At 58.8% G+C, this 24,502-nt stretch carries 22 protein-coding genes; 12 read left to right on the top strand and 10 right to left on the bottom strand.

Annotated elements, in window-relative coordinates:
* Positions 1-128 precede the first annotated feature (128 nt).
* The 3 genes from DTP52_RS08080 (at position 129) to DTP52_RS08070 (ending at position 2,543) form a co-directional block, all read left to right on the top strand.
* Positions 129-1,253 carry a diguanylate cyclase gene (locus tag DTP52_RS08080; protein ID WP_109752844.1) on the top strand — a complete coding sequence of 375 codons (1,125 nt, stop codon included), beginning with the start codon at positions 129-131 and terminating at the stop codon, positions 1,251-1,253.
* A 429-nt stretch (positions 1,254-1,682) separates the two neighbouring features.
* A complete protein-coding gene (locus tag DTP52_RS08075) occupies positions 1,683-2,102 on the top strand; it encodes an organic hydroperoxide resistance protein (RefSeq protein ID WP_003196182.1) in 420 nt (139 codons plus the stop codon).
* A gap of 33 nt (positions 2,103-2,135) precedes the next feature.
* The gene (locus DTP52_RS08070; RefSeq protein ID WP_109752843.1) at positions 2,136-2,543 is read left to right on the top strand and encodes a hypothetical protein; all 408 of its coding nucleotides are present in this window, start codon (positions 2,136-2,138) and stop codon (positions 2,541-2,543) included.
* Between the two features lie 116 nt (positions 2,544-2,659).
* Here DTP52_RS08070 and DTP52_RS08065 read toward each other — a convergent pair whose 3' ends face one another.
* The 4 genes from DTP52_RS08065 to DTP52_RS08050 form a co-directional block, all read right to left on the bottom strand.
* Positions 2,660-3,448 (bottom strand): SDR family NAD(P)-dependent oxidoreductase, encoded by a 789-nt coding sequence (locus tag DTP52_RS08065; protein WP_109752842.1) that lies wholly within the window; start codon positions 3,446-3,448, stop codon positions 2,660-2,662.
* 273 nt (positions 3,449-3,721) lie between these two features.
* On the bottom strand, positions 3,722-4,447 hold the full coding sequence (locus DTP52_RS08060; protein WP_109752841.1) for a hypothetical protein: 726 nt from the start codon (positions 4,445-4,447) through the stop codon (positions 3,722-3,724).
* A 277-nt stretch (positions 4,448-4,724) separates the two neighbouring features.
* The gene (locus DTP52_RS08055) at positions 4,725-5,612 is read right to left on the bottom strand and encodes a lysophospholipid acyltransferase (RefSeq protein WP_109752840.1); all 888 of its coding nucleotides are present in this window, start codon (positions 5,610-5,612) and stop codon (positions 4,725-4,727) included.
* A 43-nt stretch (positions 5,613-5,655) separates the two neighbouring features.
* Positions 5,656-6,213 carry a DNA-3-methyladenine glycosylase I gene (locus DTP52_RS08050; RefSeq protein ID WP_109752839.1) on the bottom strand — a complete coding sequence of 186 codons (558 nt, stop codon included), beginning with the start codon at positions 6,211-6,213 and terminating at the stop codon, positions 5,656-5,658.
* Positions 6,214-6,294: 81 nt separating this feature from the next.
* Here DTP52_RS08050 and glyQ point away from each other — a divergent pair, with 81 nt between their 5' ends.
* The 4 genes from glyQ (at position 6,295) to DTP52_RS08030 (ending at position 10,700) form a co-directional block, all read left to right on the top strand.
* Positions 6,295-7,248, top strand: coding sequence for a glycine--tRNA ligase subunit alpha (gene glyQ / locus DTP52_RS08045; protein WP_022641565.1), 954 nt, complete (start codon positions 6,295-6,297; stop codon positions 7,246-7,248).
* Positions 7,245-9,296 (top strand): glycine--tRNA ligase subunit beta, encoded by a 2,052-nt coding sequence (glyS, locus tag DTP52_RS08040; protein WP_109752838.1) that lies wholly within the window; start codon positions 7,245-7,247, stop codon positions 9,294-9,296. Before glyQ ends, glyS begins: the two co-directional genes overlap by 4 nt.
* Positions 9,297-9,300: 4 nt before the next feature.
* Positions 9,301-9,840, top strand: a complete 540-nt coding sequence (gene gmhB, locus DTP52_RS08035) for a D-glycero-beta-D-manno-heptose 1,7-bisphosphate 7-phosphatase (RefSeq protein ID WP_178082468.1) — start codon at positions 9,301-9,303, stop codon at positions 9,838-9,840.
* A gap of 80 nt (positions 9,841-9,920) precedes the next feature.
* Complete coding sequence (locus DTP52_RS08030) at positions 9,921-10,700, top strand: 1-acyl-sn-glycerol-3-phosphate acyltransferase (RefSeq protein ID WP_109752836.1); 780 nt, start codon at positions 9,921-9,923, stop codon at positions 10,698-10,700.
* Between the two features lie 190 nt (positions 10,701-10,890).
* Here the strand turns inward: DTP52_RS08030 and DTP52_RS08025 are convergent, their stop codons facing one another.
* Positions 10,891-12,408, bottom strand: a complete 1,518-nt coding sequence (locus DTP52_RS08025; protein ID WP_109752835.1) for a PAS domain-containing sensor histidine kinase — start codon at positions 12,406-12,408, stop codon at positions 10,891-10,893.
* Positions 12,409-12,649: 241 nt separating this feature from the next.
* On the opposite strand from DTP52_RS08025, the gene DTP52_RS08020 reads away from it, so the two are divergent.
* Complete coding sequence (locus DTP52_RS08020; RefSeq protein ID WP_109752834.1) at positions 12,650-13,384, top strand: response regulator transcription factor; 735 nt, start codon at positions 12,650-12,652, stop codon at positions 13,382-13,384.
* Between the two features lie 108 nt (positions 13,385-13,492).
* Here the strand turns inward: DTP52_RS08020 and gabP are convergent, their stop codons facing one another.
* The 5 genes from gabP to dnaA form a co-directional block, all read right to left on the bottom strand.
* Positions 13,493-14,887, bottom strand: a complete 1,395-nt coding sequence (gabP, locus tag DTP52_RS08015; RefSeq protein ID WP_109752833.1) for a GABA permease — start codon at positions 14,885-14,887, stop codon at positions 13,493-13,495.
* A gap of 301 nt (positions 14,888-15,188) precedes the next feature.
* On the bottom strand, positions 15,189-17,606 hold the full coding sequence (gyrB, locus tag DTP52_RS08010; RefSeq protein WP_109752963.1) for a DNA topoisomerase (ATP-hydrolyzing) subunit B: 2,418 nt from the start codon (positions 17,604-17,606) through the stop codon (positions 15,189-15,191).
* A gap of 5 nt (positions 17,607-17,611) precedes the next feature.
* On the bottom strand, positions 17,612-18,715 hold the full coding sequence (gene recF / locus DTP52_RS08005; protein WP_003196148.1) for a DNA replication/repair protein RecF: 1,104 nt from the start codon (positions 18,713-18,715) through the stop codon (positions 17,612-17,614).
* A 13-nt stretch (positions 18,716-18,728) separates the two neighbouring features.
* The gene (gene dnaN, locus DTP52_RS08000; RefSeq protein WP_109752832.1) at positions 18,729-19,832 is read right to left on the bottom strand and encodes a DNA polymerase III subunit beta; all 1,104 of its coding nucleotides are present in this window, start codon (positions 19,830-19,832) and stop codon (positions 18,729-18,731) included.
* 39 nt (positions 19,833-19,871) lie between these two features.
* Positions 19,872-21,398 (bottom strand): chromosomal replication initiator protein DnaA, encoded by a 1,527-nt coding sequence (dnaA, locus tag DTP52_RS07995; RefSeq protein ID WP_109752831.1) that lies wholly within the window; start codon positions 21,396-21,398, stop codon positions 19,872-19,874.
* 566 nt (positions 21,399-21,964) lie between these two features.
* Here dnaA and rpmH point away from each other — a divergent pair.
* The 4 genes from rpmH to yidC are packed head-to-tail and all read left to right on the top strand — an operon-like array spanning position 21,965 to position 24,440.
* A complete protein-coding gene (rpmH, locus tag DTP52_RS07990; protein WP_003213577.1) occupies positions 21,965-22,099 on the top strand; it encodes a 50S ribosomal protein L34 in 135 nt (44 codons plus the stop codon).
* A 16-nt stretch (positions 22,100-22,115) separates the two neighbouring features.
* On the top strand, positions 22,116-22,517 hold the full coding sequence (gene rnpA, locus DTP52_RS07985) for a ribonuclease P protein component (protein WP_003207107.1): 402 nt from the start codon (positions 22,116-22,118) through the stop codon (positions 22,515-22,517).
* Entirely contained in the window at positions 22,510-22,755 is a 246-nt protein-coding gene (gene yidD, locus DTP52_RS07980) for a membrane protein insertion efficiency factor YidD (RefSeq protein WP_010465488.1), read from the top strand. The genes rnpA and yidD overlap by 8 nt, the downstream gene beginning before the upstream one ends.
* 2 nt (positions 22,756-22,757) lie before the next feature.
* Complete coding sequence (yidC, locus tag DTP52_RS07975; protein ID WP_109752830.1) at positions 22,758-24,440, top strand: membrane protein insertase YidC; 1,683 nt, start codon at positions 22,758-22,760, stop codon at positions 24,438-24,440.
* Positions 24,441-24,502: the final 62 nt, after the last annotated feature.

Below are 24,502 nucleotides of genomic sequence, written 5' to 3'. Positions count from 1 at the left end.
TCGCCACTGGGTTCAGTTTTAATCGAGATATTGGAACCTGGTTGGAGCCAAGAGCGTAATTCAGTTGTTTGCGCTAATGGCAGGGTGCCACAATCGTTTTTTTGTTGCGTCATAACCAGGTGGTTCAAATGGATGGCCCAAGATTGCGCAATGGCCAGGATTTTGTAATAGCCGAGCAAGTGCGAACTGACCGCTTGCAGCAACTGTTTCGCCAATCCGTTTCTGCGGTTTTCGGTAGCTACCTCGCAGCCATCATGCTGAGCTGGCTGTGCTGGGATCGGTTTGAGCACAGCGTCATTCTTTGGTGGCTGGCCATCCTGACCGCTTCGACGCTGTTGCGTATCGCGCTATTTGTGGCCTATTTCCGCAGCGACGAAAGTCAGCGCACGCCTCAACGTTGGGAGCGCAAGTACTGGATCACGCTGGTGTCGTCCGCCAGCATCTGGGGCGGAGGCGCATTGGCTGTCATGCCGGCAGACGATCTTTTGACGCAGGCACTGGTCATGCTCTTTGCTGTCGGGATGTCTGTCAGCGCGGTGTCGTGCTACTCGGCCTACCGTGATATGACACTGGTCTCCATCGGCCTGGTGCTGTTGCCATGCACCGCCTGGCTGCTGTTTCAACCATCCCCGATCCAAGTCGGCATGGCCCTCTCGATTCTGGTGTTCGCGGCATTCGCTGCCCGCGCTACGCACAAAATGTCCCAGGCACTGGAAACCGCCTTCCGACTCACCCGTGAAATGGAACAGGCGAACAGCATTTCAACCCGCGCCGCTCAAACCGATGAGCTGACTGGCTTGAAGAGTCGGCGAGCATTTTTCGAGCATGCCCAGCGGCTTTACAACGAATGTAAGGCCAAGCGGCAAGGGTTGTGCGCGGTCATGTTGGATATGGATCACTTCAAGCACATCAACGACACCTACGGCCATCAGGTCGGGGATCAGGTTTTGCGCCAAATGGGGGAGGTCATCAGCTCGTCGTTTCGCACAACGGACATCCATGGCCGGCTAGGTGGGGAAGAATTCGCCATTCTGCTGCCCAACACCTCCATCGAAGTCGCCACCCAGATTGCAGAGCGGCTTATCGATACGCTCGCAGCCTTGGTGATCGAGCCTGTGCACTGCATATCAGCCAGCCTCGGCGTTGCATCGACGGAGGCCTGTAATAAGGATCTCCACAGCTTGATGAACGATGCGGATAAAGCGCTGTATCGAGCGAAGGCGTTGGGGCGCAATCGAGTGGCTGTGGCTTAGTCAGGTTGGCTTTGCATCGTTAGTCGGGAGTTGATCGTCCCCACGCACCGCGTCATGTTCCAGAAGCGGAACGCGGAGCGTCCCCGGCGGCATTCCCACGCAGGAGCGCGGGAACGATTGAAAATCCCATGATTCTGCTTGTGGATTCCCCTCTCTTCGAAGGCCAGCTATTGCGCGGGCCCTGTTGATCCCCCAAACACCTCCTTCGTCCTGGCTCACTTGCGACCCAAACAGGTTGGCGGTACTGCGACGAGAAAATTAATTTCCTTTCAGATCAATTGGTTAATTAAAAGTCGGAAAATTTTCAAAAAATTATCTTGCGCGCAAACTATTTGTTCGTTAATTTTATCGCAACTGGTTAGCGCACAAACATTTAGCGCAATCCAAACCCGACACTCGATCAAACCAATCAGCAAGAGAGGAAACACCATGAACGTTCTCTATACCGCAGTCGCAACCTCCACCGGTGGCCGTGATGGCCGTGCTGTTTCCAGCGACAAGATTCTCGACGTGAAACTGGCCACTCCCAAAGCCTTGGGCGGCGCTGGTGGTGAAGCCACCAACCCTGAGCAGTTGTTTGCCGCCGGCTACTCGGCTTGCTTCATCGGCGCATTGAAGTTTGTCGCCAGCCAGAGCAAACGCAGCATCCCCGCTGACGCCTCGATCACGGCACACGTTGGCATCGGCCAGATCCCTGGTGGTTTCGGTCTGGACATCGACCTGCACATCAACCTGCCGGGTCTGGATCAAGCCGATGCTCAAGCGCTGGTCGACGCGGCTCACCAGGTTTGCCCGTACTCCAACGCGACCCGCGGCAACGTCGACGTCCGTTTGCACGTCACCGTCTAACTCACTCCATCTACGAATAAAAAGGATCAGGACATGAACACTTTCAGCAAAACTCTCGTTGGCTCGCTTCTGGCACTGTCCCTCGGCAATGCGTTCGCGACTTCTTCTGTTCAACCTACGTTCGCTGAGGGTGGTTCTGATCGCCTGATCGAAAAACGTGTGGCTGAAGGCGGCTCCGATCGACTGATCGAAAAACGTGTAGCCGAAGGCGGCTCGGATCGACTCATCGAAAACCGTGTAGCTGAAGGTGGCTCGGATCGACTCATCGAAAACCGTGTAGCTGAAGGTGGCTCGGATCGACTCATCGAAAACCGTGTAGCTGAAGGTGGCTCGGATCGACTGATCGAGAACCGCGTGGCCGAAGGCGGCTCGGATCGACTGATCGAGAACCGCGTGGCCGAAGGTGGCTCGGATCGACTCATCGAAAACAGGGTGGGCTGAACTGTCCCTTCACCGCTCCAAAAATCGGTTGAATCAACCCATGTTGCTTCCAAAAGAAAAAACGCCGCTTATCTCTCATGAGAAAGCGGCGTTTTCTTGCGACCTGTCATAGGACCCTAAACGATGCTATCCACCACACCACCATCCACACGCAACGCCGCACCGGTGGTGGCCGAGGCCTGTTCCGAGCTGGCATAGATGATCATGTTGGCGACTTCCTCGACGCGTGCCGCACGCTGGATGATCGAGGTGCTGCGGTGCTGATTGACGAAATCCGCCGCGACTTTTTCCAGGCTTTCCCCGCTGCGCTCGACATCTGCCTGCAGCATCTGGGCAACACCTTCGGAAAGCGTCGGCCCAGGCAACACCGAGTTCACCGTCACGCCCGTGCCGGCGAGGCGCTTGGCCAGGCCGCGAGCGATTGAAAGTTGCGCGGTTTTGGTGAAGCCGTAGTGGATCATGTCAGCGGGAATGTTTACGCCCGATTCCGACGAGACAAACACAATCCGCCCCCAACCGCGCTCGACCATGCCTTGGGCGTAAGCCCTGGAAACCCGCACGCCGGACATCACGTTGGTTTCGAAGAAGCGCTGCCATTCGCTGTCCGGCGTTTCGAAAAAGTCTTCCAGTTTGAAAATGCCCAGGTTGTTGATGACGATATCGAAACTCGGGTGCTTGGCGATCAGTGCCTGGCAGCCAGGCGCGTTGCTCAGGTCGCCCACAAAACCGGTGGCATTTGAAGCAAGGGCGCCCAAGCGCTGCAACGCGTCCTCCACGCTGCTCTCGCTGCGACCGTTGATGACCACGTGGGCGCCGGATTCGAGGAAGCCTTTGGCTGTGGCAAAACCGATACCGCTGGTGGAGCCAGTGACCAGGACGTGACGTCCGGTGAAGTCGATTTTCATGAGGGGACTCCTTGATTAATGAACCAGAGGAAGTGCGATATGGCTGGCTGGACAGTCATCCGACGGGTTAAGAGATGACTTTGTCATGCCAACGTCGCCGATCGCAGGCCCTTAATCATGGACACGATTGAGGTTTTGCGCCTCTTTGTGATCAATCGACCATCAGGAAGCCGACCACACGGCCAGTTCATAGCCATCCGGATCGACAAGCTCCAACCGGCATTCATGCGAATGTGCCGGCTTCTTCACGAGCAGGCTCGCTCCTACAGGTTTTCAGGCCTGCGCGCTGAATCGCTGGGCTGCACGCCGTTCAAACATCGCCGCTTCCGTCTCTCGCGTAGCGAGTTCGCCTTTGTATGCCAGCTGGTTGAAGAACAACCCGTCCGAAAACTCCTGGGGCGGTACCGAGCCGGGGCGCTTGAGCATCGGCGCCAGGTCGATGGTGTTGGCGAAGTTTTCCTTGGTCAGGTTGTAGCGGCCCAGGTAGCTGCCGGACCAGGGCGAGTCGGCGTCCACCATGTCGATAGAAGCATCGCGGAACGCCACGGCGGCGGCTTTCAGATCAGTGGATTCATTGAGCAGATCGGTCAACCGCTGGGTGTCCGAGCTGCTGAGCTGGCCGGCGGTGTTGAGCACCTTGAGCTTGCCATCGGCCTCGACGGTGAAGCCGTATTTCTTGCCGGCCAAATCCGGATGGGTGGCCGAGAGCGTTGTCTGGAACGTCTCGAAAGAGCTTTTCAGAGTATTTTTCGCGCTCTCGGTGATCGCAGCAAATCGAGGGAAATCTGGCGATTGGGAGCGACCGATCCAGGTTTCGATGACCACTGGCGACTCCACCATGATCTGGGCTTCTTCACTGGGGTGGTAGATAGCCGCTGGGCCGGCCTCTGCCAGCTGCTTTACGGCGTCCGCTGGAGGATTGCTCACCAACTTCTGGTCGGAGCGGGTGAGGTTGGTGTTGGCGGGCGGGATATTGGCAGCGTTCAGGGAGAGTTCCATTTCATCGGTCCATGATTGGCGGATACATTAGGTTATCGACAGCGGGGGACCAAGCTTTAGGAGGGGGCTGTTCTGCGCAGCCCAGCGGGAGCAAGCTCCCTCGCCACAGAAGTTGGATCAGGTAATTATTGTGGCGAGGGGATTTATCCCCGTTCGAGTGCGAAGCGCTCGCCTGTGGATTGTGGCGCTGCGAGGAATAGGGGGGTTGCTGCGCAACCCAACGGGGATAAATCCCCTCGCCACAATTAGGACCCCTTGCAGAATTGATTCCCGGCGTTCAGTACCACCGCGCCTCACCCGGCGGGCGTTTCTTGAAGCGTTTCATGCTCCACATGTACTGGCTCGGGTAGGCCCGCACGTAGCGTTCCACCACTTGGCTCATGGCGGCGCAGGCGGTTTCGGTGTCGGTGCTGTACATCGCGTCCGGGGCGGCTTCGAGGATGACTTTGTAGCCAGAGCCGTCCGGCAGGCGCAGGGCATGGAGGAAGACGCCGACTGCCTTGCCGCCGGCGAGCATGTTCGGTACGAACTTGCTGGTCAGGGCCTGGGTGGCGAAAAAGGGCACGAAGATGCCGGCGGATTCGGCCGGTTCCGGGTCGGCGGGGATGCCCACCTGGCCGCCTTTGCGCACTTCCTTGATGACGCTGAGGATGCCTTCCTTGGTCGATGCGGCGACTTTGTTGCCCAGTTGCACGCGTTGCTTTTGCAGCAATTCATCCACCGCCTTGAGCTTGGGCGGGCGATAGAAAATGATCGGTTTGCACTGGCTGCAATAGAAGTGGTTGAGCACCTCCCAGTTGCCCAGGTGGCTGGTGATGCCCACCACGCCTTTGCCGGAGGCCAGCGCTTCTTTCAATACTTCCAGGCCTTCGACTTCACGCACCAGTTCGATGGAGCGCTGGGCCGGCCAGATCCAGGCGCAGGCGCTTTCGGTCAGGGATTTGCCGATGTCCTTGAGGCTCTGGCCCACCAGGCGTTCGCGCTCGGCCGGGTCCATCTCGGGAAAACATTTGGCGAGGTTGATCCGCACCACATCGCGGGAGCGGTTGGGCAGCTTCCACATGAGCCAGCCAATGGCCGAACCCACCGCTTGCACCGCGCGCCAAGGCAGCAGCGCAAACAACCGCAGAGCGCCGACCAGCAAGGCGCCTTTCAACTTATCCACAGGTCACTCCTGAATGTATGGGCCGTGTTGCGAGCCGGCTATTCTAACCACCGTTTGCCAGCTCGGCGTAGCGGTCGCAGTCCTGGGTGTGGTCCATGACCATCCCCGAGGCCTGCATCAAGGCGTAGCAAATGGTCGGGCCGACGAAGGTGAAGCCGGCTTTTTTCAGGCCTTTGCTCATCGCCAGCGCCTCGGGCGTGATGGCCGGCACTTCGGTACGGTCCTTGAAATGGTTGATGATGGGTTTGTCACCGACGAACGACCAGAGGAACGCCACCGGGTCTTCCAGGGCCAGCCAGGCCTGGGCATTGCGCCGGGCGGCCTTGAGCTTGAGGCGGTTGCGGATGATGCCGGGGTCGAGCATCAGGTCGTCGATTTCCGCATCGCTCATCTGCGCCACCCGTTGCACATCGAAGCCGTACAGCACTTCCCGGTAGCGCTCGCGTTTGCGCAAAACGGTGATCCAGGACAGCCCGGCCTGGAACCCTTCGAGCAAAAGCAACTCGAACAAACCCTGCGCATCGCGCAGCGGCGTGCCCCACTCCTGATCGTGATAAGCCATGTACAACGGATCTTCGGAACACCAAAAGCAGCGTGGCATAAGGCTCCAGGGGGCGTGCGCACGAACGAATCGGGTATACTCCCGCTCTTTAAATCGCAGCCCAAGAAACAGGTGAATTTCGTGAGCCAGCCTACGCCAGCCGTGCGTACCTTCCAAGACTTGATCCTCGCCCTCCAGCAATACTGGGCCGAGCAAGGTTGCGTGGTACTTCAGCCCTACGATATGGAAGTAGGCGCCGGCACTTTCCACACTGCCACGTTTCTGCGTGCCATCGGCCCGGAAACCTGGAACGCCGCTTATGTGCAGCCCAGCCGCCGCCCGACTGACGGCCGCTACGGCGAAAACCCGAACCGTCTGCAGCACTACTACCAGTTCCAGGTGGTTCTGAAGCCGAACCCGGAAAACTTCCAGGAGCTTTACCTGGGCTCGCTCAAGCACGTCGGTCTCGACCCACTGGTGCACGACATTCGTTTCGTCGAAGACAACTGGGAATCGCCAACCCTGGGCGCCTGGGGCCTGGGCTGGGAAGTCTGGCTCAACGGCATGGAAGTGACTCAGTTCACTTACTTCCAGCAGGCCGGTGGCATCGAGTGCTACCCGGTGACCGGCGAAATCACCTATGGCCTGGAACGCCTGGCCATGTACCTGCAAGGCGTGGATTCAGTCTACGACCTGGTGTGGGCCGACGGCCCGTTCGGCAAAGTGACCTATGGCGATGTGTTCCACCAGAACGAAGTGGAGCAGTCGACCTACAACTTCGAACACGCCAACGTCGACAAGCTGTTCGAGCTGTTCGATTTCTATGAAAGCGAAGCCAAGCGCCTGATCGAGCTGGACCAGCCGCTGCCGTTGCCGAGCTACGAAATGGTGTTGAAGGCGTCCCATACCTTCAACCTGCTGGACGCACGCCGGGCGATTTCCGTGACCGCGCGCCAGCAATACATCCTGCGTGTGCGCACCCTGGCGCGTTCCGTTGCGCAAGCCTATCTGCTGGCCCGTGCCAAGCTGGGCTTCCCGATGGCAACCCCGGACCTGCGTGATGAAGTGTTGGCTAAGCTGGAGGCTGCACAATGAGTGCTCAAGATTTTCTGGTTGAACTGGGCACCGAAGAACTGCCACCCAAAGCCCTGAACACCCTGGCCGATGCGTTCCTGGCCGGTATCGACAAAGGCCTGCAAGCCGCTGGCCTGAACTACGAAGCCAAGCACGTCTACGCCGCACCACGCCGCCTGGCCGTGCTGATCACCGCCCTGGCGACCCAGCAGCCGGACCGCAGCATCAACCTCGACGGCCCGCCACGCCAGGCCGCGTTCGATGCCGATGGCAACCCGACCCAGGCCGCCCTGGGCTTCGCCAAGAAGTGCGGCGTGGACCTGAGCGAAATCGATCAGAGCGGCCCCAAGCTGCGCTACAGCCAGAACATCAAGGGCAAGCCGACCGCCAGCCTGTTGCCGACCATCGTCGAAGACTCCCTCAATGACTTGCCGATTCCCAAGCGCATGCGCTGGGCTGCGCGCAAGGAAGAGTTCGTGCGTCCGACCCAATGGCTGGTGATGCTGCTCGGTGACCAGGTCATCGACTGCACGATCCTGGCCCAGAAGGCCGGTCGCGATTCCCGCGGCCACCGCTTCCATCATCCGCAGAGCGTGCGCATCACCTCGCCGGCCAACTACCTGGCCGACCTGCGTGCCGCCTACGTGCTGGCCGACGCCAACGAGCGTCGCGAGCTGATCAGCAAGCGCACCGAGGAGCTGGCGACCCTGCAGGAAGGCACCGCCATCGTGCCCGCCAACCTGCTGGATGAAGTGACCGCGTTGGTGGAATGGCCAGTGCCGCTGGTGTGCTCGTTCGAGGAACGTTTCCTCGAAGTGCCCCAGGAAGCGCTGATCACCACCATGCAGGACAACCAGAAGTACTTCTGCCTGCTGGACGCCGAAGGCAAGTTGCTGCCGCGCTTCATCACGGTCGCCAACATCGAAAGCAAGGACCCGCAGCAGATCATCGCCGGTAACGAAAAAGTCGTTCGCCCGCGCCTGACCGATGCCGAGTTCTTCTTCAAGCAGGACAAGAAACAGCCCCTGGAAAGCTTCAACGAGCGCCTGCGCAACGTGGTGTTCCAGGAAAAACTCGGCAGCGTCTACGACAAGGCCGAGCGCGTATCGAAACTGGCGGCGTACATCGCCCCACGCATCGGCGGCGACGCCCAGCGCGCGGCCCGTGCCGGCATCCTGTCCAAATGCGACCTGTCCACCGAGATGGTCGGTGAGTTCCCGGAGATGCAAGGCGTCGCCGGTTACTACTACGCCCTCAACGATGGCGAGCCACAAGACGTGGCCCTGGCGCTGAACGAGCAGTACATGCCGCGCGGTGCCGGCGCTGAATTGCCGACCACCCTGACCGGTGCGGCCGTGGCCATCGCCGACAAGCTCGACACCCTGGTCGGCATCTTCGGCATCGGCATGCTGCCCACCGGCAGCAAGGACCCGTACGCTCTGCGTCGCGCGGCCCTGGGCGTGCTGCGGATCCTGATCGACAAGCAACTGGACCTGGACTTGAACGACGCCGTGGCCTTCGCCGTCAACGCGTTCGGTAGCAAGGTCAAGGCTGTCGGCCTGGCCGAGGCGGTGCTGGAATTCATCTTTGACCGCCTGCGTGCGCGTTATGAAGATGAAGGCGTCGAGGTCGCGACCTACCTGTCGGTGCGTGCCCTGAAACCGGGTTCGGCCCTGGACTTCGACCAGCGCGTACAGGCGGTGCAGGCGTTCCGCAAATTGCCGGAAGCCGCAGCACTGGCGGCGGTGAACAAACGAGTGTCGAACCTGCTGAGCAAGGCCGAACCTTCGGTCAAGGCCGTTGAAGCACGCTACTTTGATAATGCCGCGGAGTTTTCGCTCCACTCGGCAATTCAACAGGCGTATGCGTCGGTACAACCGCTCATGGAGAAACGCGAGTATGCCGAAGCACTGGCCCGCTTGGCGGCACTGCGCGAGCCTGTCGATGCGTTCTTTGAAGCCGTGATGGTGAATGCGGACAACGAAGACGTGCGCAAGAATCGCTATGCGTTGCTGGCACGTCTGCGCAGCCTGTTCCTCAATATTGCCGATATTTCCGTGCTGGGTTGAGGAGTTGCTGTTGAAACTGCTGATTCTCGATCGGGATGGCGTGATCAATCACGACTCCGACGCATACATCAAATCGGTGGAGGAGTGGTTGCCACTGCCCGGTTCGATCGAAGCCATCGCGCAGTTGAGCAAGGCCGGCTGGACGGTGGCGGTTGCCACCAACCAGTCGGGCATTGCCCGCGGTTATTATGACCTTGCCGTGCTCGAGGCCATGCATGAGCGCTTGCGCGAATTAGTGGCCGAACAGGGCGGGGAAGTCGGGCTGATCGTTTATTGCCCACATGGGCCGGATGACGGTTGCGATTGCCGCAAACCCAAGCCGGGCATGTTGAAGGCCATCGCCGAGCATTATGCTGTGCCGCTGGCGGGTGTGTGGTTCGTCGGCGACAGCCTCGGTGACCTGGAGGCAGCCAAGGCCGTCGACTGTCAGCCAGTTTTGGTTAAGACCGGGAAAGGCGAAAAGACCCTGGGCAAGACTCTTCCGGTGGGCACCTTGATTTTTGACGACCTGGCGGCCATTGCCGCTGAACTTATCCACAATTAGAGCTCCCAAGACATCCTGATCAAGGATTGTTCGGGAAGCGCTTGAACAGGCGGGCATTGCCCGCAACGGTAAACGCCGCTATGTCGATATTGCAGGCCATCAGAACCTTTCTCTTTTACCTGCTGCTGGGCACCAGCTCCTTGCTGTGGTGCACCCTGAGTTTTTTTATCGCGCCGTTCATGTCATTCAAGGCGCGCTATCGCTTCATCAATGTGTACTGGTGCCGTTGCGCACTGTGGCTGAGCAAGGTGTTCCTGGGCATCAGCTATGAAGTGAAGGGCGCCGAGAACGTGCCGGACCGGCCCTGCGTGATCCAGTCCAACCACCAGAGCACCTGGGAGACATTCTTTCTCTCGGCCTATTTCGAGCCGTTGAGCCAAGTGCTCAAGCGTGAGCTGCTGTTCGTGCCGTTCTTCGGCTGGGCCATGGCGATGCTGCGTCCGATCGCCATCGATCGCGACAACCCCAAGGCTGCGCTCAAGCATGTGGCGAAGAAGGGTGACGAGTTGCTCAAGGACAATGTCTGGGTGTTGATCTTTCCCGAGGGCACTCGTGTTCCTTACGGAACGGTCGGCAAGTTTTCCCGGGGCGGTACCGCATTGGCCGTGAACGCCGACCTACCTGTGCTGCCAATTGCACACAATGCCGGCAAATTCTGGCCCAAGGCGGGCTGGATCCGCACGCCAGGGGTCATCACCGTGGTGATCGGCGCGCCAATGTATGCCGAAGGCAGCGGGCCCCGCGCCATTGCCGAGCTTAACGATCGTGTCCAGGCCTGGAATGAACAGACACAACGGGAAATGGGTTCGCTGCCACCGGCGCCGGCCACTCCGGCCAGCACCGATCAGATCGCCGTCTGACATCTGTGGATAACCTGTGTACCGTTTTTTCGAAATCCGTTGCTTTTACGCTGTAGGTATATGTTTTTAATACATATTTCTTAAACACATAAAAGCCATTCCTAGGTGCATAAGTTTTTATAGCACCAAAAATTCACAGTCTTCGGTGGCCTCTACACGTATTGGTAGGAGCCGCCGAACGCTGTAATTTTTACTCTTCCAGCAACGGGAATTTCAGGCTAAACGTAGTGCCTTTACCTACCACGCTATGGCACTCGATTTTCCCCTCGTGATGGTCAACCACGGCCTTGACCATCGACAGCCCCAAGCCAATTCCATCGACCCCTTGGGCCGATGAAAACCGTCGGTACTGACTGAACAGCTCGGGTAACTCTTCGGCGCCGATGCCCTTGCCTTGGTCAGCGACATTGCAGATCAACCAGCCCGACGTGCAATGAACCTGCAGCGAAATGCAGGAGTCTGGCGAGCTGTACTTGATGGCATTTTCCAGCAGATTGAACAGAGCACGGGTCAGCAACGATTGATCCGCCCTCACCATCGCCTCTTCATCCTCTATTTCATGGACCAACTGGATACGCTTTGCCTGGGCGGTGGGCAGTGCCTGGTCGAACACGTCCAGGACCAACATGGCGAACAACGTCGGCTGGAATTGATACGCCTCGGATTCGGCCTTGGCCAATTGCACGAAGCCTTCGGTCAGGTCCAGGGCGCGACGCACCTGGCGCTCGATCTGGTCGAACAACGGATTATCCCCACCAGCCTGGTGCCGCTGCACATCGAGCAGCGCAAGAATCGCCGAATGCGGGGCGCGCAAATCATGGGAGAGGAAACGCAGCATGACGCTGCGCTGTTCTTCCGCTTCACGTTCGGCGCTCAGGTCAGTGAGGCTCAATAACCAGCCAATCGGCGCATCGCCATCAACCGGCAACAGCGCCGCCCGTTCCAGGCGCAAGCTGCGCTCGCGAATGTCGCGAAACTCCACCAAGGGCAATGTGGATAACCGGTGATGCGCCCCATGCTCCAACCCTGGATAGCCCAATTGCCCGAGATGCTCCAGCACATCGCCGCCCGCCAGGCCATGGCCGAACAGCTCGCGCGCCTTGCGATTACCGAGCAACAGCTTGCCTTGGGGATCGCTGATCATGGTCGCCACGGGCAGGTATTCCAGGCCATCGGCAATGAAGCGACGAGTGTCGCGGGTTCGGCTCATGGCTTGCTCCAGGGCCATGATCTGGCCCTGCAAACGGTCGCTACCGGTGTAGGAAGCACGACGACGTTCCGGAAAGACCTTGGGCTCCGCGTCCAGGCGGGCCAGCTCCCAGCCAAAATAAGCCAGCACTACGCTCAGGCGTCGCCAATTCCAGATCAGGTAGCCGAACATAATCCCCAGCACACTGGCCATGGGCGACCACCACCAACCTCGCGCGCCCAGCACGGCGCTGATCAACAAGGCCAGGCTCATGCCACCCACCGTCGTCCACAGGGCCAGGCGCGGGCGCAACAGCAGCAAACCCAATACACAGGCCACCAGACACACCGACACCAGCGCAGCACCTGAACGGTTGCCTGTTGATTGGCTACTCAACGACAACAAGGCTGTCAGAGGCAACAGCAGCAGACTTATCCACAACCACTCTCGCACCAACTGTCGAAACAACCGCTGGACCTGGGTTGGCTCACGACTTTCACGGCGACGCTGGTTACTCATAGGCATCCTGGCCGAATTCAAGGGTTGGGGGATTTCTTCGCAGGCCTGCATCAAGCCCATAGCCGGAAAAGCCCACGACTATAGCGGACTCGATGGGTGGCGCGCTGCTGCCTTTCCCTCTGTGCCGCGAGCCGGTATTGTCGCAGCCAGCGACAGGTCAATGACAACAAATCAGCCGCTGGCTGCCTTTCATTGCCACCTGAAGATGTCCGTTACTCTCGAGATCAAGGAATCGCATTGCATGCGTGTCGCCATACTGGACGATGAACCGGCCGAGCTGCGCCGGGTAGAACAGACATTGCAACAAATCCCCGGCAGGGGCGAGCAAGCCTGGACCCTGCACAGCTTTGAACGAGGCGAGGACCTGTTGCGACAACTGCGCCGGGAAACTTTCGACCTGTTGATCCTCGACTGGCAACTGCCGGACATCAGCGGCCTTTCATTGTTGCGCTGGACCCGCGAGCACATGGATTCGCCACCGGCCGCCATCATGCTGACCAGCCGCGATGGCGAGCATGACATCGTCCAGGCCCTCAACGGCGGTGCCGACGACTATGTGAGCAAACCCTTCAGGCCCAACGAACTCAAGGCCCGGGTCACCGCCGTGCTGCGCCGCCACAACCTGCAACGCGCGCCCGCCAGCGACGTGCTGGTGTTCAACGACCTGGCGTTCGACGACGCCGAACTGACCATCACCCGCGCCGGCATTCCCATCAGCCTGACCGAACGGGAATATCGCCTGGCCCGATGCCTGTTCGCCAACCTGGGCCGGCCGCTGTCCCGGGAGTATTTCTACGAACGTTTCTGGACCCACGAGGAAATGACCTCGTCACGACCGCTCGACACCCACATTTATCGCCTGCGCAACAAGCTCGGGCTGACGGCGGATCGCGGTTGGCAACTGCTGACGATCTACGGGTATGGGTATCGGTTGGAGAGTGTGGCGGCGGGAAGCGAGGCGTCTGTCGCGAGTTAGGGTTGCATCCGTGGCGAGGGAGCTTGCTCCCGCTTGAGTGCGCAGCACTCATCAAAAGGGGCCGCTACGCAGCCCAGCGGGAGCAAGCTCCCTCGCCACAGATGGAGATCACCCTATGGTCTGTACCAAGCTGCCTGTCTTTGTGATCCGGCGACGCTGTATCAGCACGCCGGACAGCACCACCAACACACTCAACAGCCCCGTCGCCAGGATCTCCACACGATGGGCTTCCTGGAACAGCATGATGGTCAGGGCCCCTACGATGAAGACAATCACCGCATAGGTCAGGCCGGGGAACAGCCACATGCTGAAGGCGATTTTTTCACCGCGAGCCATGCGCTGTTTGCGCATACGCAGCTGCGAAATCGCAATGACCAGGTACACCAGCAGCGCAATGGCGCCAGAGCTGGCCAACAGGAACTCGAAGACCGCTGCCGGGGCCACATAGTTGGCGAACACCGCGAGGAAGGCCGCCCCGGTCGACAACATCACGGCCCAGTAAGGCGTGCCGCTCTTGTTGGTGCGCTGGGAAACCGCTGGCGCATCACCGCGTTTGCCCAGCGAGAACATCATCCGCGAAGCCGTATACAGCGCCGAATTCAGGCAACTCGTAACCGCTACCAGAACCACGATATCGACGATCAGCTTGGCGTTGGGGATGCCCATGCGTTCCAGCACCGTCTGGTAGGAACCCACGCTGGCCAGCAGCGGATCGTTCCACGGCACCAGGGCTACGACGATGAAAATGGAGACGAGATAGAACAAGCCAATCCGCCAGATCACCGAGTTGGTTGCCTTGGAAATCTGCTGGCCAGGGTTCTTCGATTCGGCCGCCGCGATGGTCACGATCTCAGTGCCCATGAACGAAAACATAGTGGTCAGAATCGCGCCCAGCACTGCGCCCATGCCGTTCGGCAAGAAACCTTGCGTGTCGAACAGGTGCGAAACACCACTGACCTGGCTGGTAGGCAGCAAGTCGAAGATAGCCATGATGCCGAGGCCAATGAAACCAATGATCGCCACGACCTTGACCAAGGCGAACCAGAATTCGAATTCCCCGTAATTCTTCACGCTGAACAGGTTAGTGACCGTCAGCAGCAGGGTGATGACCAGGGTGAAGGCCCAGATTGCCACGTTCGGGAACCAGGCGTGCAGGATAGTTGCGGCGGCGTTAGCCTCCAGCGGAATGACCAGGACCCAGAACCACCAGTAAAGCCAGCCGATGGTGAAACCGGCCCAATGCCCAATCGCACGGTCAGCATAAGTCGAGAAGGAGCCGGTGTCCGGCGACGCCACTGCCATTTCGCCCAGCATCCGCATCACCAGCACCACCAAGGCACCCGCGGCGGCGTAGGCCAGCAGCACAGCCGGACCCGCCGCTGCGATAGCGTGGCCGGAGCCAACGAAAAGGCCAGCGCCGATCACGCCGGCGATGGATAGCATCGTCACATGACGGGGCTTGAGCCCTTGCTCCAGATGATTGGAAGTTTGCGTACCGCTCATTGAGACTACCCTTGGTATTTGGATTTATTCGTACCGCCTCGTCCCATCGTTTTCTGTAAATTTAAAAAAACGATGTGTAAGTTATTTAACACGCAAGTTTTGCGCCAAAAAACCGCAAGCCCCCGGTATCCGCGGCTCTCGTCCAGTTCCTAACCTATTGAGCAGGAAGGCTTTGTTCCAAAGTGTTACCGAGCTACCCCATTTTCGACCACAGGGTCTGAAAGTGGGCATCGATTTTTGAGCGTAAAAAAAAGCCAACGCATGAGCGTTGGCTTTTTTGGATGTGAGGCGCGCTTAAGGATCAGAAATCCAGGTTGGACACCGCCAACGCATTGCTCTCGATGAAGTCACGACGAGGCTCGACCGCATCACCCATCAGGGTGTTGAAGATCTGGTCCGCGCCAATGGCGTCTTCGATGGTGACTTTCAGCATCCGGCGCGAGCCTGGGTCCATGGTAGTTTCCCACAGCTGATCCGGGTTCATTTCACCCAGACCTTTGTATCGCTGGATGGTGTGGCGCTTGGTGCTTTCGGCCATCAGCCATTCAAGGGCTTCCTTGAACTCGGTCACGGCTTTCTTGCGTTCGCCCCGTTGGATGTAGGCGCCTTCGTCCAGCAGCGTGCTCAGTTGCGCGCCAAGGGATACGACGGTCTTGTAGTCGTTGCTGCCGAAGAAGTCGCGGTTGAAGGTGACGTAGTTCGACAGGCCGTGGGAGATCAGTTCGACCTCCGGCAGCCAGACGTTACGCTCACGGTCTTCGCGCAGGCTGGCTTTGTAGACCAGGCCGGATTTTTCGACGGTGCGCAGGCGAACTTCGTACTGAGCCAGCCAATCCTGCATCGCCGCGTGATCGGACAACTGTTCCATGCTGACCGCTGGCAGGTAGATGAAGTGCTCGGTCAGCTCCTGCGGGTACAGGCGCGACAGGCGCTTGAGGGTCTTCATCACCAGGCGGAAGTCGTTGACCAGGCGCTCAAGGGCTTCACCGGAAATGCCTGGGGCATCTTCGTTCAGGTGCAGGCTCGCGTCTTCCAGGGCCGACTGCGTCATGTACTCTTCCATGGCGTCGTCGTCTTTGATGTATTGCTCTTGCTTGCCTTTCTTGACCTTGTACAGCGGCGGTTGGGCGATGTAGATGTAGCCGCGCTCGATCAGCTCCGGCAACTGACGGAAGAAGAACGTCAGCAGCAGGGTACGGATGTGCGAACCGTCGACGTCAGCATCGGTCATGATGATGATGTTGTGATAGCGCAGCTTGTCGATGTTGTACTCTTCGCGGCCGATGCCACAGCCCAGCGCGGTGATCAGCGTACCGACCTCCTGCGAGGAGATCATCTTGTCGAAGCGCGCCTTCTCGACATTGAGGATCTTGCCCTTGAGCGGCAGGATGGCCTGGGTGCGACGGTTACGACCCTGCTTGGCGGAACCGCCAGCAGAGTCACCTTCCACCAGGTACAGTTCGGACAGGGCAGGGTCCTTTTCCTGGCAGTCGGCCAGTTTGCCCGGCAGGCCGGCGATGTCCAGCGCACCTTTGCGGCGAGTCATCTCACGGGCCTTGCGCGCCGCTTCACGGGCACGGGCGGCGTCGATCATCTTGCCGACCACCAGCTTGGCTTCGTTCGGGTTTTCCAACAGGAAGTCGGAGAAGTACTTGCCCATTTCCTGTTCGACCGCGGTCTTCACTTCGGAAGAGACCAGCTTGTCCTTGGTCTGGGAGCTGAACTTCGGATCCGGCACTTTCACCGAAATGATCGCGGTCAGGCCTTCGCGGGCATCGTCACCGGTAGTGGCGACTTTATGCTTCTTCGCCAGGCCTTCCTGTTCGATGTAGTTGTTCAGGTTACGGGTCAGCGCCGAACGGAAGCCCACCAGGTGAGTACCACCGTCGCGCTGCGGAATGTTGTTGGTGAAGCACAACAGGTTCTCGTTGAAGCTGTCGTTCCACTGCAGGGCGATTTCCACGCCGATGCCGTCTTCACGCTGGACGTTGAAGTGGAACACCTGGTTGACCGCCGTCTTGTTGGTGTTCAGGTACTCAACGAACGCGCGCAGGCCACCCTCGTACTTGAACAGCTCTTCCTTGCCGCTGCGCTCGTCCTTGAGGACGATGCCGACACCGGAGTTGAGGAAGGACAGTTCACGAATCCGCTTGGCCAGGATGTCCCAGCTGAAGTGGATGTTCTTGAAGGTTTCGCTGGAAGCCTTGAAGTGAATCTGGGTGCCGGTGGTTTCGCTGTCGCCAACGATAGCCATCGGTGCCTGGGGCACGCCGTGAATGTAAGTCTGTTCCCAGATCTTGCCGCTGCGGCGGACGGTCAGGACCAGTTCTTCGGACAGCGCGTTCACCACCGATACACCTACACCGTGCAGACCGCCGGAGACCTTGTAGGAGTTATCGTCGAACTTACCGCCGGCGTGGAGGACGGTCATGATGACCTCGGCGGCGGAAACGCCTTCCTCTTTGTGCACGTCTACCGGGATGCCACGGCCGTTGTCGCGAACGGTGATGGACTCATCCGGGTGGATGATGATGCTGATGTCGTCGCAGTGGCCGGCGAGGGCTTCGTCGATGGAGTTGTCGACCACCTCGAACACCATGTGGTGCAGACCGCTGCCATCGTCGGTGTCACCAATGTACATACCGGGACGTTTGCGTACGGCATCCAGGCCTTTCAGCACTTTAATGCTCGTTGAGTCGTACGTATTTTCTTCGCTCAATGCCTTCACTCCCGATGGTCGTGGGTCTGGGTGATACGGCCCTGTTCCACGTGGAACAGAGCGACTGGCGTTTCCGTCTGCCAGCCTTCCCTCAATAATTCGTGGTCTACACAGGTGATGAACACCTGGCAGCGTAAGTCTTCCAACAAGCGGCAAAGCGCGCGACGGTGGGCTTCGTCCAGCTCGGACGGCAAGTCATCCACCAGATAAATACACTGACCGCGACGGGCCTGGCTGACCAGATGCCCCTGGGCTATGCGCAAGGCACACACCACCAACTTCTGCTGCCCCCGGGACAAGATGTCCGCGGCGTTATGGGCGCCCAATCTGAGGCGCAAGTCAGCGCGTTGTGGTCCAGCCTGGGTATGGCCCATCTGCTGGTCCCGCTGCAGCGAGCCGGCCAGTACGGTGCTCAATTCCCGGTCCTTGTCCCAGCCTCGGTAATAGCTGAGCGTCAGGCCCTCAAGCTCAACCAGTTCGCTCAAGGTCTGCTCGAAGACCGGTTTCAAGGCTTTGATGTAAGCGCGGCGGTATTCATCGATTTCAGCGCTGGCCTGGCACAGTTCCCTGTCCCAAACCGCTTGCGAAACGGCGTCAAGTGTACCATGTCGCAGCCAAGAGTTTCGCTGGCGCAGCGCCTTCTGCAGACGCTGCCAAGTGGTCATGAAACGCGGCTCTACGTGAAACACGCCCCAATCGAGAAATTGCCGACGAATCTTCGGCGCGCCCTCCAGCAGGCGGAAGCTGTCCGGGTTGATCAACTGCAACGGCAGGATCTCGGCCAACTGCGCAGCGCTGCGCGCGTTCTGCCCATCGATGCGAATCTGGAACTCACCTTGCCGGTCCCGTGATATCCCCAGGGCGCTGTGGCCGCCTTCGGCCAGCTCCACCTGCCCAAACACCGTGCACGCCAGTTGATCGTACTGGATGACCGGTAACAGGCGGGTGCTGCGAAACGAACGGGCAAGCCCGAGCAGGTGCACGGCTTCCAGGACGCTGGTTTTGCCGCTGCCGTTGGCGCCGTAAAGGATATTGATGCGGGGGGAAGGGGAGAAGGTCACCGGGTGCAGATTGCGCACCGCGGTGACCGAGACGCGACTTAAGGACATCTAGTGGCCAGGATTACAGACGCATCGGCATGACAACGTAAGCCGAATCGTCGTTATCGGACTCCTGCACCAGTGCGCTGCTGTTGGAGTCAGACAGGATCAGACGTACTTGCTCGGTGGTCATCACGCCCAACACGTCGAGCAGGTAACTGACGTTGAAGCCGATTTCCAGGGAGCCGCCGGTGTATTCCACACCCACTTCTTCCTCCGCCTCTTCCTGCTCCGGGTTGTTCGCCTGGATTTTCAGCTGACCATTGGCCAGTTGCAGGCGGATGCCACGGTACTTCTCGTTGGAGAGGATCGCAGTGCGGCTGAAGGCTTCGCGCAGTGCCTGGCGATCGCCCAGTACCAGCTTGTCGCCACCTTTTGGCAGCACACGCTCGTAGTCGGGGAATTTGCCGTCCACCAGTTTCGAAGTGAAGGTGAACTCGCCAGTGGTGGCGCGAATGTGGTGCTGGCCCAGCACGATACTGACGTTGCCGTCCGGCTCGGTCAGCAGGCGGGCCAGCTCCAGGATGCCTTTACGCGGCACGATCACCTGGTGGCGATCCGGCTGACCGATATCGGCCTGCATCGAGCACATGGCCAGGCGATGCCCGTCGGTGGCGACGGCGCGGATGACCCCGGCGGACACTTCAAGGAGCATGCCGTTGAGGTAATAACGCACGTCCTGCTGGGCCATGGCGAAGCTGGTGCGTTCGATCAGGCGACGCAGTTTGCTCTGGTCCAGGCTGCAGGTCAGCGAACCCGGGCCTTCTTCCACAGTCGGGAAATCGTTGGCGGGCAGTGTGGACAAGGTGAAACGGCTGCGGCCGGCCTTGACCACGAGCTTCTGCTCATCGACCTTGATGTCGATCAGCGCGTCGTTGGGCAGGCTCTTGCAGATGTCCATCAGCTTGCGCGCCGGCACGGTGATGGAACCCGGATCGGCCGGTTCTTCAAGTTGCACACGACCGACCAGCTCGACTTCCAGGTCGGTACCGGTCAGCGACAATTGCTGGCCTTCGACAACCAGCAGCACGTTGGAAAGTACCGGCAAGGTCTGGCGGCGTTCGACGACGCCTGCGACCAGTTGCAGGGGTTTCAACAGGGCTTCGCGTTGAATGGTGAAATGCATGGTCTAGTCCCTTGCCTTAATAAGCTGCGCTGGTGGTCATCAAGTGGTCAGTGTACGCAGCAGGTTCTTGTAGTCCTCGCGGATGTCCGCGTCGGATTCCTTAAGTTCGTTGATCTTGCGGCAAGCGTGCAGCACGGTGGTGTGGTCGCGTCCGCCAAACACATCGCCGATCTCCGGCAGGCTGTGGTTGGTCAGTTCCTTGGACAGGGCCATGGCCACCTGGCGCGGACGCGCCACCGAACGCGAACGACGCTTGGACAGCAAGTCGGAAATCTTGATCTTGTAGTATTCAGCAACAGTTCGCTGAATGTTATCCACAGAAACCAATTTGTCCTGAAGCGCCAACAGGTCCTTCAAGGATTCGCGAATCAGCTCGATGGTGATGTCGCGGCCCATGAAGTGCGAGTGAGCGATCACCCGCTTGAGGGCACCTTCGAGTTCACGCACGTTCGAGCGAATACGCTGAGCAATGAAGAATGCCGCATCGTGAGGCAGCTCGACCTTGGCCTGGTCGGCTTTCTTCATCAGGATCGCAACCCGGGTTTCCAGCTCCGGTGGCTCGACGGCCACCGTCAGGCCCCAGCCGAAACGAGACTTGAGGCGTTCTTCGAGACCTTCGATCTCTTTCGGGTAGCGGTCACTGGTGAGAATGACCTGCTGTCCGCCTTCAAGCAACGCGTTGAAGGTGTGGAAAAACTCTTCCTGGGAACGTTCCTTGCGGGCGAAGAACTGAATATCGTCGATCAGCAAGGCGTCCACCGAACGGTAGAAACGCTTGAACTCATTGATCGCGTTCAGTTGCAGCGCCTTGACCATGTCGGCCACGAAACGCTCGGAATGCAGGTACACGACCTTGGCATTCGGGTTCTTCTTTAATAGGTGGTTGCCCACTGCGTGCATCAAGTGGGTCTTACCCAGACCTACGCCGCCATAAAGGAAGAGCGGGTTGTAGCCGTGCTTGGGGTTGTCTGCGACCTGCCAGGCGGCCGCGCGGGCCAGCTGATTGGATTTACCCTCGACGAAATTCTCGAAGGTAAAGGTCCGGTTCAGGTAGCTGGTGTGCTTGAGCGCACCTTCAACCTGGACGGTACGTTGTTCGGCACGCACCGGCGCCTGCTGGGAACTGGCACCGGCCATCGGGTCGAAGCTGTCCCGGGAGGGCTCTTCGCTGACCTCGGCGACCTTTTGTGCGTTGCGTTTGCTCGGGGCAGGCGCGGGCGCCGGGGCAGCATGGTTGTTAACCGGTGCCGTGGCCGCTTGCTGGGCCTGTGACGCGGCGGCTGCCAGTGGCGCATTGGGTGCGGCGCGTGGTGCCGAGCTGCGCTTGCTGCCTATTAATAAGGACAGCGCAGGCGCCATGCCATTGCCATGCTCGTCGAGCAGTTCCATGACCCGGCCCAGGTACTTTTCGTTGACCCAGTCGAGAACGAAACGGTTCGGTGCATAGACACGCAACTCGTCGCCTTCGGCTTCGACCTGTAGTGGACGGATCCAAGTGTTGAATTGTTGGGCAGGCAGCTCCTCGCGCAAAAGCTCCACGCACTGCTGCCAAAGTTCCACTGACACGGATATCCCCTAAGTTGAAAGCCGGTGAGGCAAAAACAAGCGGCCATTGTAGCGAGCAGGCGTCCACTTATCCACATGCAGGTTGCCCATCGCGCATGATTTATCAATGCTTTAACTCAGAAAAAGACGACAGGCGGTCGGTGGATAAGCTCTGTGGATAACCGACCCTGAGGGCATTGCACAAGTGGGGGCGAAAGTCGGTGGATAACCGCCCTGTGGATAACTGACCATTCCACGCACAGCTTATCCGACAGTACAGCACAGGCTTGCCACCGTTTTCCCCTGTAGTTGTCATTCCCTGTACATGGCGGATTACAAGGTCTAGGAATGGTTATCCACAGCTAGGTGCCGGCCTTGCTTTTATAAGCTTTACAGAAAAGCTTTAAATAATTCCCTTCTTTATTTCTATATCTAGCGTGGTGTGATGAATCCGCCCAAGCAGCTGGATATCTATTTAAAGGAAACGCTGGTTGGAAATTGACCTAGAGGCTTGCTTTCTCTAGAATCCCCGGTCTCTTAAAACGGGGGCCATTCCGGCCCGTTGTGGACGAACCAGGTAACACGACATGAAACGTACTTTCCAACCAAGCACTATCAAACGCGCTCGTACCCACGGTTTCCGTGCTCGCATGGCTACCAAGAACGGTCGTGCCGTCCTGTCGCGTCGTCGCGCCAAAGGTCGTGCGCGTCTGGCAGTTTGATAATCCGGCACTGGAGGTGAGTCAGGACTTCAGTCGGGAAAAGCGTCTGCTTACACCCCGGCATTTCAAGGCAGTCTTTGACTCCCCTACCGGCAAGGTTCCGGGGAAAAATCTCCTGCTCCTTGCGCGCAGCAACGATCTCGATCACCCCCGACTAGGGCTGGTTATTGGGAAAAAGAGCGTCAAGCTCTCCGTTCAGCGCAATCGCCTCAAACGTCTGATGCGCGAATCGTTTCGCCTGAACCAGGATTCACTGGTTGGATGGGACATTGTTATCGTCGCGCGCAAAGGTTTGGGTGACGTAGAAAACCCCGAATTGATTCAGCATTTCGGCAAGCTCTGGAAGCGTCTGGCACGCAACAAGCCAGTACCAGCAGTCAACACCGAAACTGTAGGGGTAGACAGTCCCGATGCGTAAACTGGCACTCGTTCCGATCCAGTTTTACCGCTATGCCATTAGTCCTTTGATGGCCAGTCACTGTCGTTTCTACCCCAGTTGTTCCTGCTACGCGTACGAAGCCATAGAAAATCATGGCCTACTGCGCGGTGGCTGGCTGACCTTTCGTCGTTTAGGTCGCTGTCATCCGTGGAATCCCGGCGGTTATGACCCGGTTCCGCCTATCCCTACCTCCCGTTCTTCTTCGATGGCCGAGTAATCATGGATATCAAACGCACGATCCTGATCGTCGCCCTGGCAATCGTGTCCTACGTCATGGTCCTTAAATGGAACCAGGACTATGGCCAGGCTGCCTTGCCGACTCAGAATGTTGCAGCCAGCAATACCGCACCGAGCCTGCCGGATGCCCCTGTTGGCAACAACGCCGCCAACAATGACGACATCCCGCGCGCGGCAAGCGATACCAGCGCTCCTGCCGAAGCCCCAGTGGCCGTAAGCAAAGATCTCATCCAGATCAAGACGGACGTGCTCGAGCTGGCAATCGATCCACAAGGTGGTGATGTCGCCCAGCTGAAGCTGCCGCTGTACCCACGTCGCCAGGATCATCCGGAAATCCCGTTCCAGTTGTTCGACAACGGTAACGAGCGGACCTACCTGGCCCAAAGTGGCCTGATCGGTACCAATGGCCCGGATTCGAACCCGGCCGGTCGCCCGGTCTACTCCGCCGAGAAGAAGGCTTATCAACTGGCTGACGGTCAGGACCAACTGGTCGTGGACCTGAAGTTCAGCAAGGATGGCGTCAACTACATCAAGCGTTTCACCTTGAAACGTGGCCTGTATGACGTAACCGTCTCCTACCTGATCGACAACCAGAGCGCCCAGCCTTGGTCTGGCGCGATGTTCGCGCAACTCAAGCGTGACGCCAGCGACGATCCGTCCTCCAGCACCGCCACCGGTACCGCGACTTACCTGGGCGCTGCCCTGTGGACAAGTTCGGAACCGTACAAGAAAGTGTCCATGAAGGACATGGACAAGGGCCAGCTCAAGGAAACCGTCCAAGGTGGCTGGGTTGCCTGGCTGCAGCACTATTTTGTAACAGCCTGGATCCCGCAGAAGGGCGAAAGCAACGTCGTCCAGACGCGTAAAGACAGCAAAGGCAACTTCATCATCGGTTACACCGGCCCGACATTGACTGCCGCGCCAGGTGCGAAAGCCGAAACCAGCGCCATTCTGTATGCCGGTCCGAAAAGCCAGGCGGTGCTGAAAGAGTTGTCCCCAGGCCTGGAACTGACTGTGGACTACGGTTTCCTGTGGTTCATTGCCCAGCCGATCTTCTGGTTGCTGCAACATATCCACAGCATTGTCGGTAACTGGGGCTGGTCGATCATTTTCCTGACCATGCTGATCAAGGGGATCTTCTTCCCATTGTCGGCCGCCAGCTACAAATCCATGGCGCGCATGCGAGCAGTGGCCCCGAAACTGGCTGCCCTGAAAGAACAACATGGCGATGACCGGCAGAAAATGTCCCAGGCCATGATGGAGTTGTACAAGAAAGAGAAGATCAACCCGCTGGGTGGATGCTTGCCGATTCTTGTGCAGATGCCGGTGTTCCTGTCGCTGTACTGGGTTCTGCTGGAAAGCGTGGAGATGCGTCAGGCACCGTTCATGCTGTGGATTACCGACCTGTCGATCAAGGATCCGTTCTTCATCCTGCCGATCATCATGGGCGCGACCATGTTCATCCAGCAGCAGTTGAACCCAACGCCTCCGGACCCGATGCAGGCGAAGGTCATGAAAATGATGCCAATCATCTTCACCTTCTTCTTCCTGTGGTTCCCGGCAGGTCTTGTGCTGTACTGGGTTGTGAACAACGTGCTGTCCATTACTCAGCAGTGGTACATCACGCGTAAGATCGAAGCGGCTACGAAAAAAGCCGAGGCGTAACTTGCTCTGTGGATAACCACACAAAACGCCCCCTAGTGGGGCGTTTTGCTATCTGCCACTTT

Source organism: Pseudomonas sp. 43mfcvi1.1, from assembly GCF_900115935.1.
GTDB classification, from domain to species: Bacteria; Pseudomonadota; Gammaproteobacteria; order Pseudomonadales; family Pseudomonadaceae; genus Aquipseudomonas; species Aquipseudomonas bijieensis.
Note: the sequence above shows the minus strand (reverse complement) of the source record. Positions and strands in the feature narration are given on the sequence as shown.

What these genes read in the sequence shown, in the direction of transcription:
- DTP52_RS08080 (WP_109752844.1), top strand. Translation starts at nt 129, where the DNA reads ATGGATGGCCCAAGATTGCGCAATGGCCAGGATTTTGTAATAGCCGAG.
- DTP52_RS08075 (WP_003196182.1), top strand. Translation starts at nt 1,683, where the DNA reads ATGAACGTTCTCTATACCGCAGTCGCAACCTCCACCGGTGGCCGTGAT.
- DTP52_RS08070 (WP_109752843.1), top strand. Translation starts at nt 2,136, where the DNA reads ATGAACACTTTCAGCAAAACTCTCGTTGGCTCGCTTCTGGCACTGTCC.
- DTP52_RS08065 (WP_109752842.1), bottom strand. Translation starts at nt 3,448, where the DNA reads ATGAAAATCGACTTCACCGGACGTCACGTCCTGGTCACTGGCTCCACC.
- DTP52_RS08060 (WP_109752841.1), bottom strand. Translation starts at nt 4,447, where the DNA reads ATGGAACTCTCCCTGAACGCTGCCAATATCCCGCCCGCCAACACCAAC.
- DTP52_RS08050 (WP_109752839.1), bottom strand. Translation starts at nt 6,213, where the DNA reads ATGCCACGCTGCTTTTGGTGTTCCGAAGATCCGTTGTACATGGCTTAT.
- glyS (WP_109752838.1), top strand. Translation starts at nt 7,245, where the DNA reads ATGAGTGCTCAAGATTTTCTGGTTGAACTGGGCACCGAAGAACTGCCA.
- DTP52_RS08030 (WP_109752836.1), top strand. Translation starts at nt 9,921, where the DNA reads ATGTCGATATTGCAGGCCATCAGAACCTTTCTCTTTTACCTGCTGCTG.
- DTP52_RS08025 (WP_109752835.1), bottom strand. Translation starts at nt 12,408, where the DNA reads ATGAGTAACCAGCGTCGCCGTGAAAGTCGTGAGCCAACCCAGGTCCAG.
- DTP52_RS08020 (WP_109752834.1), top strand. Translation starts at nt 12,650, where the DNA reads ATGCGTGTCGCCATACTGGACGATGAACCGGCCGAGCTGCGCCGGGTA.
- gabP (WP_109752833.1), bottom strand. Translation starts at nt 14,887, where the DNA reads ATGAGCGGTACGCAAACTTCCAATCATCTGGAGCAAGGGCTCAAGCCC.
- recF (WP_003196148.1), bottom strand. Translation starts at nt 18,715, where the DNA reads ATGTCCTTAAGTCGCGTCTCGGTCACCGCGGTGCGCAATCTGCACCCG.
- dnaN (WP_109752832.1), bottom strand. Translation starts at nt 19,832, where the DNA reads ATGCATTTCACCATTCAACGCGAAGCCCTGTTGAAACCCCTGCAACTG.
- rpmH (WP_003213577.1), top strand. Translation starts at nt 21,965, where the DNA reads ATGAAACGTACTTTCCAACCAAGCACTATCAAACGCGCTCGTACCCAC.
- yidD (WP_010465488.1), top strand. Translation starts at nt 22,510, where the DNA reads ATGCGTAAACTGGCACTCGTTCCGATCCAGTTTTACCGCTATGCCATT.
- yidC (WP_109752830.1), top strand. Translation starts at nt 22,758, where the DNA reads ATGGATATCAAACGCACGATCCTGATCGTCGCCCTGGCAATCGTGTCC.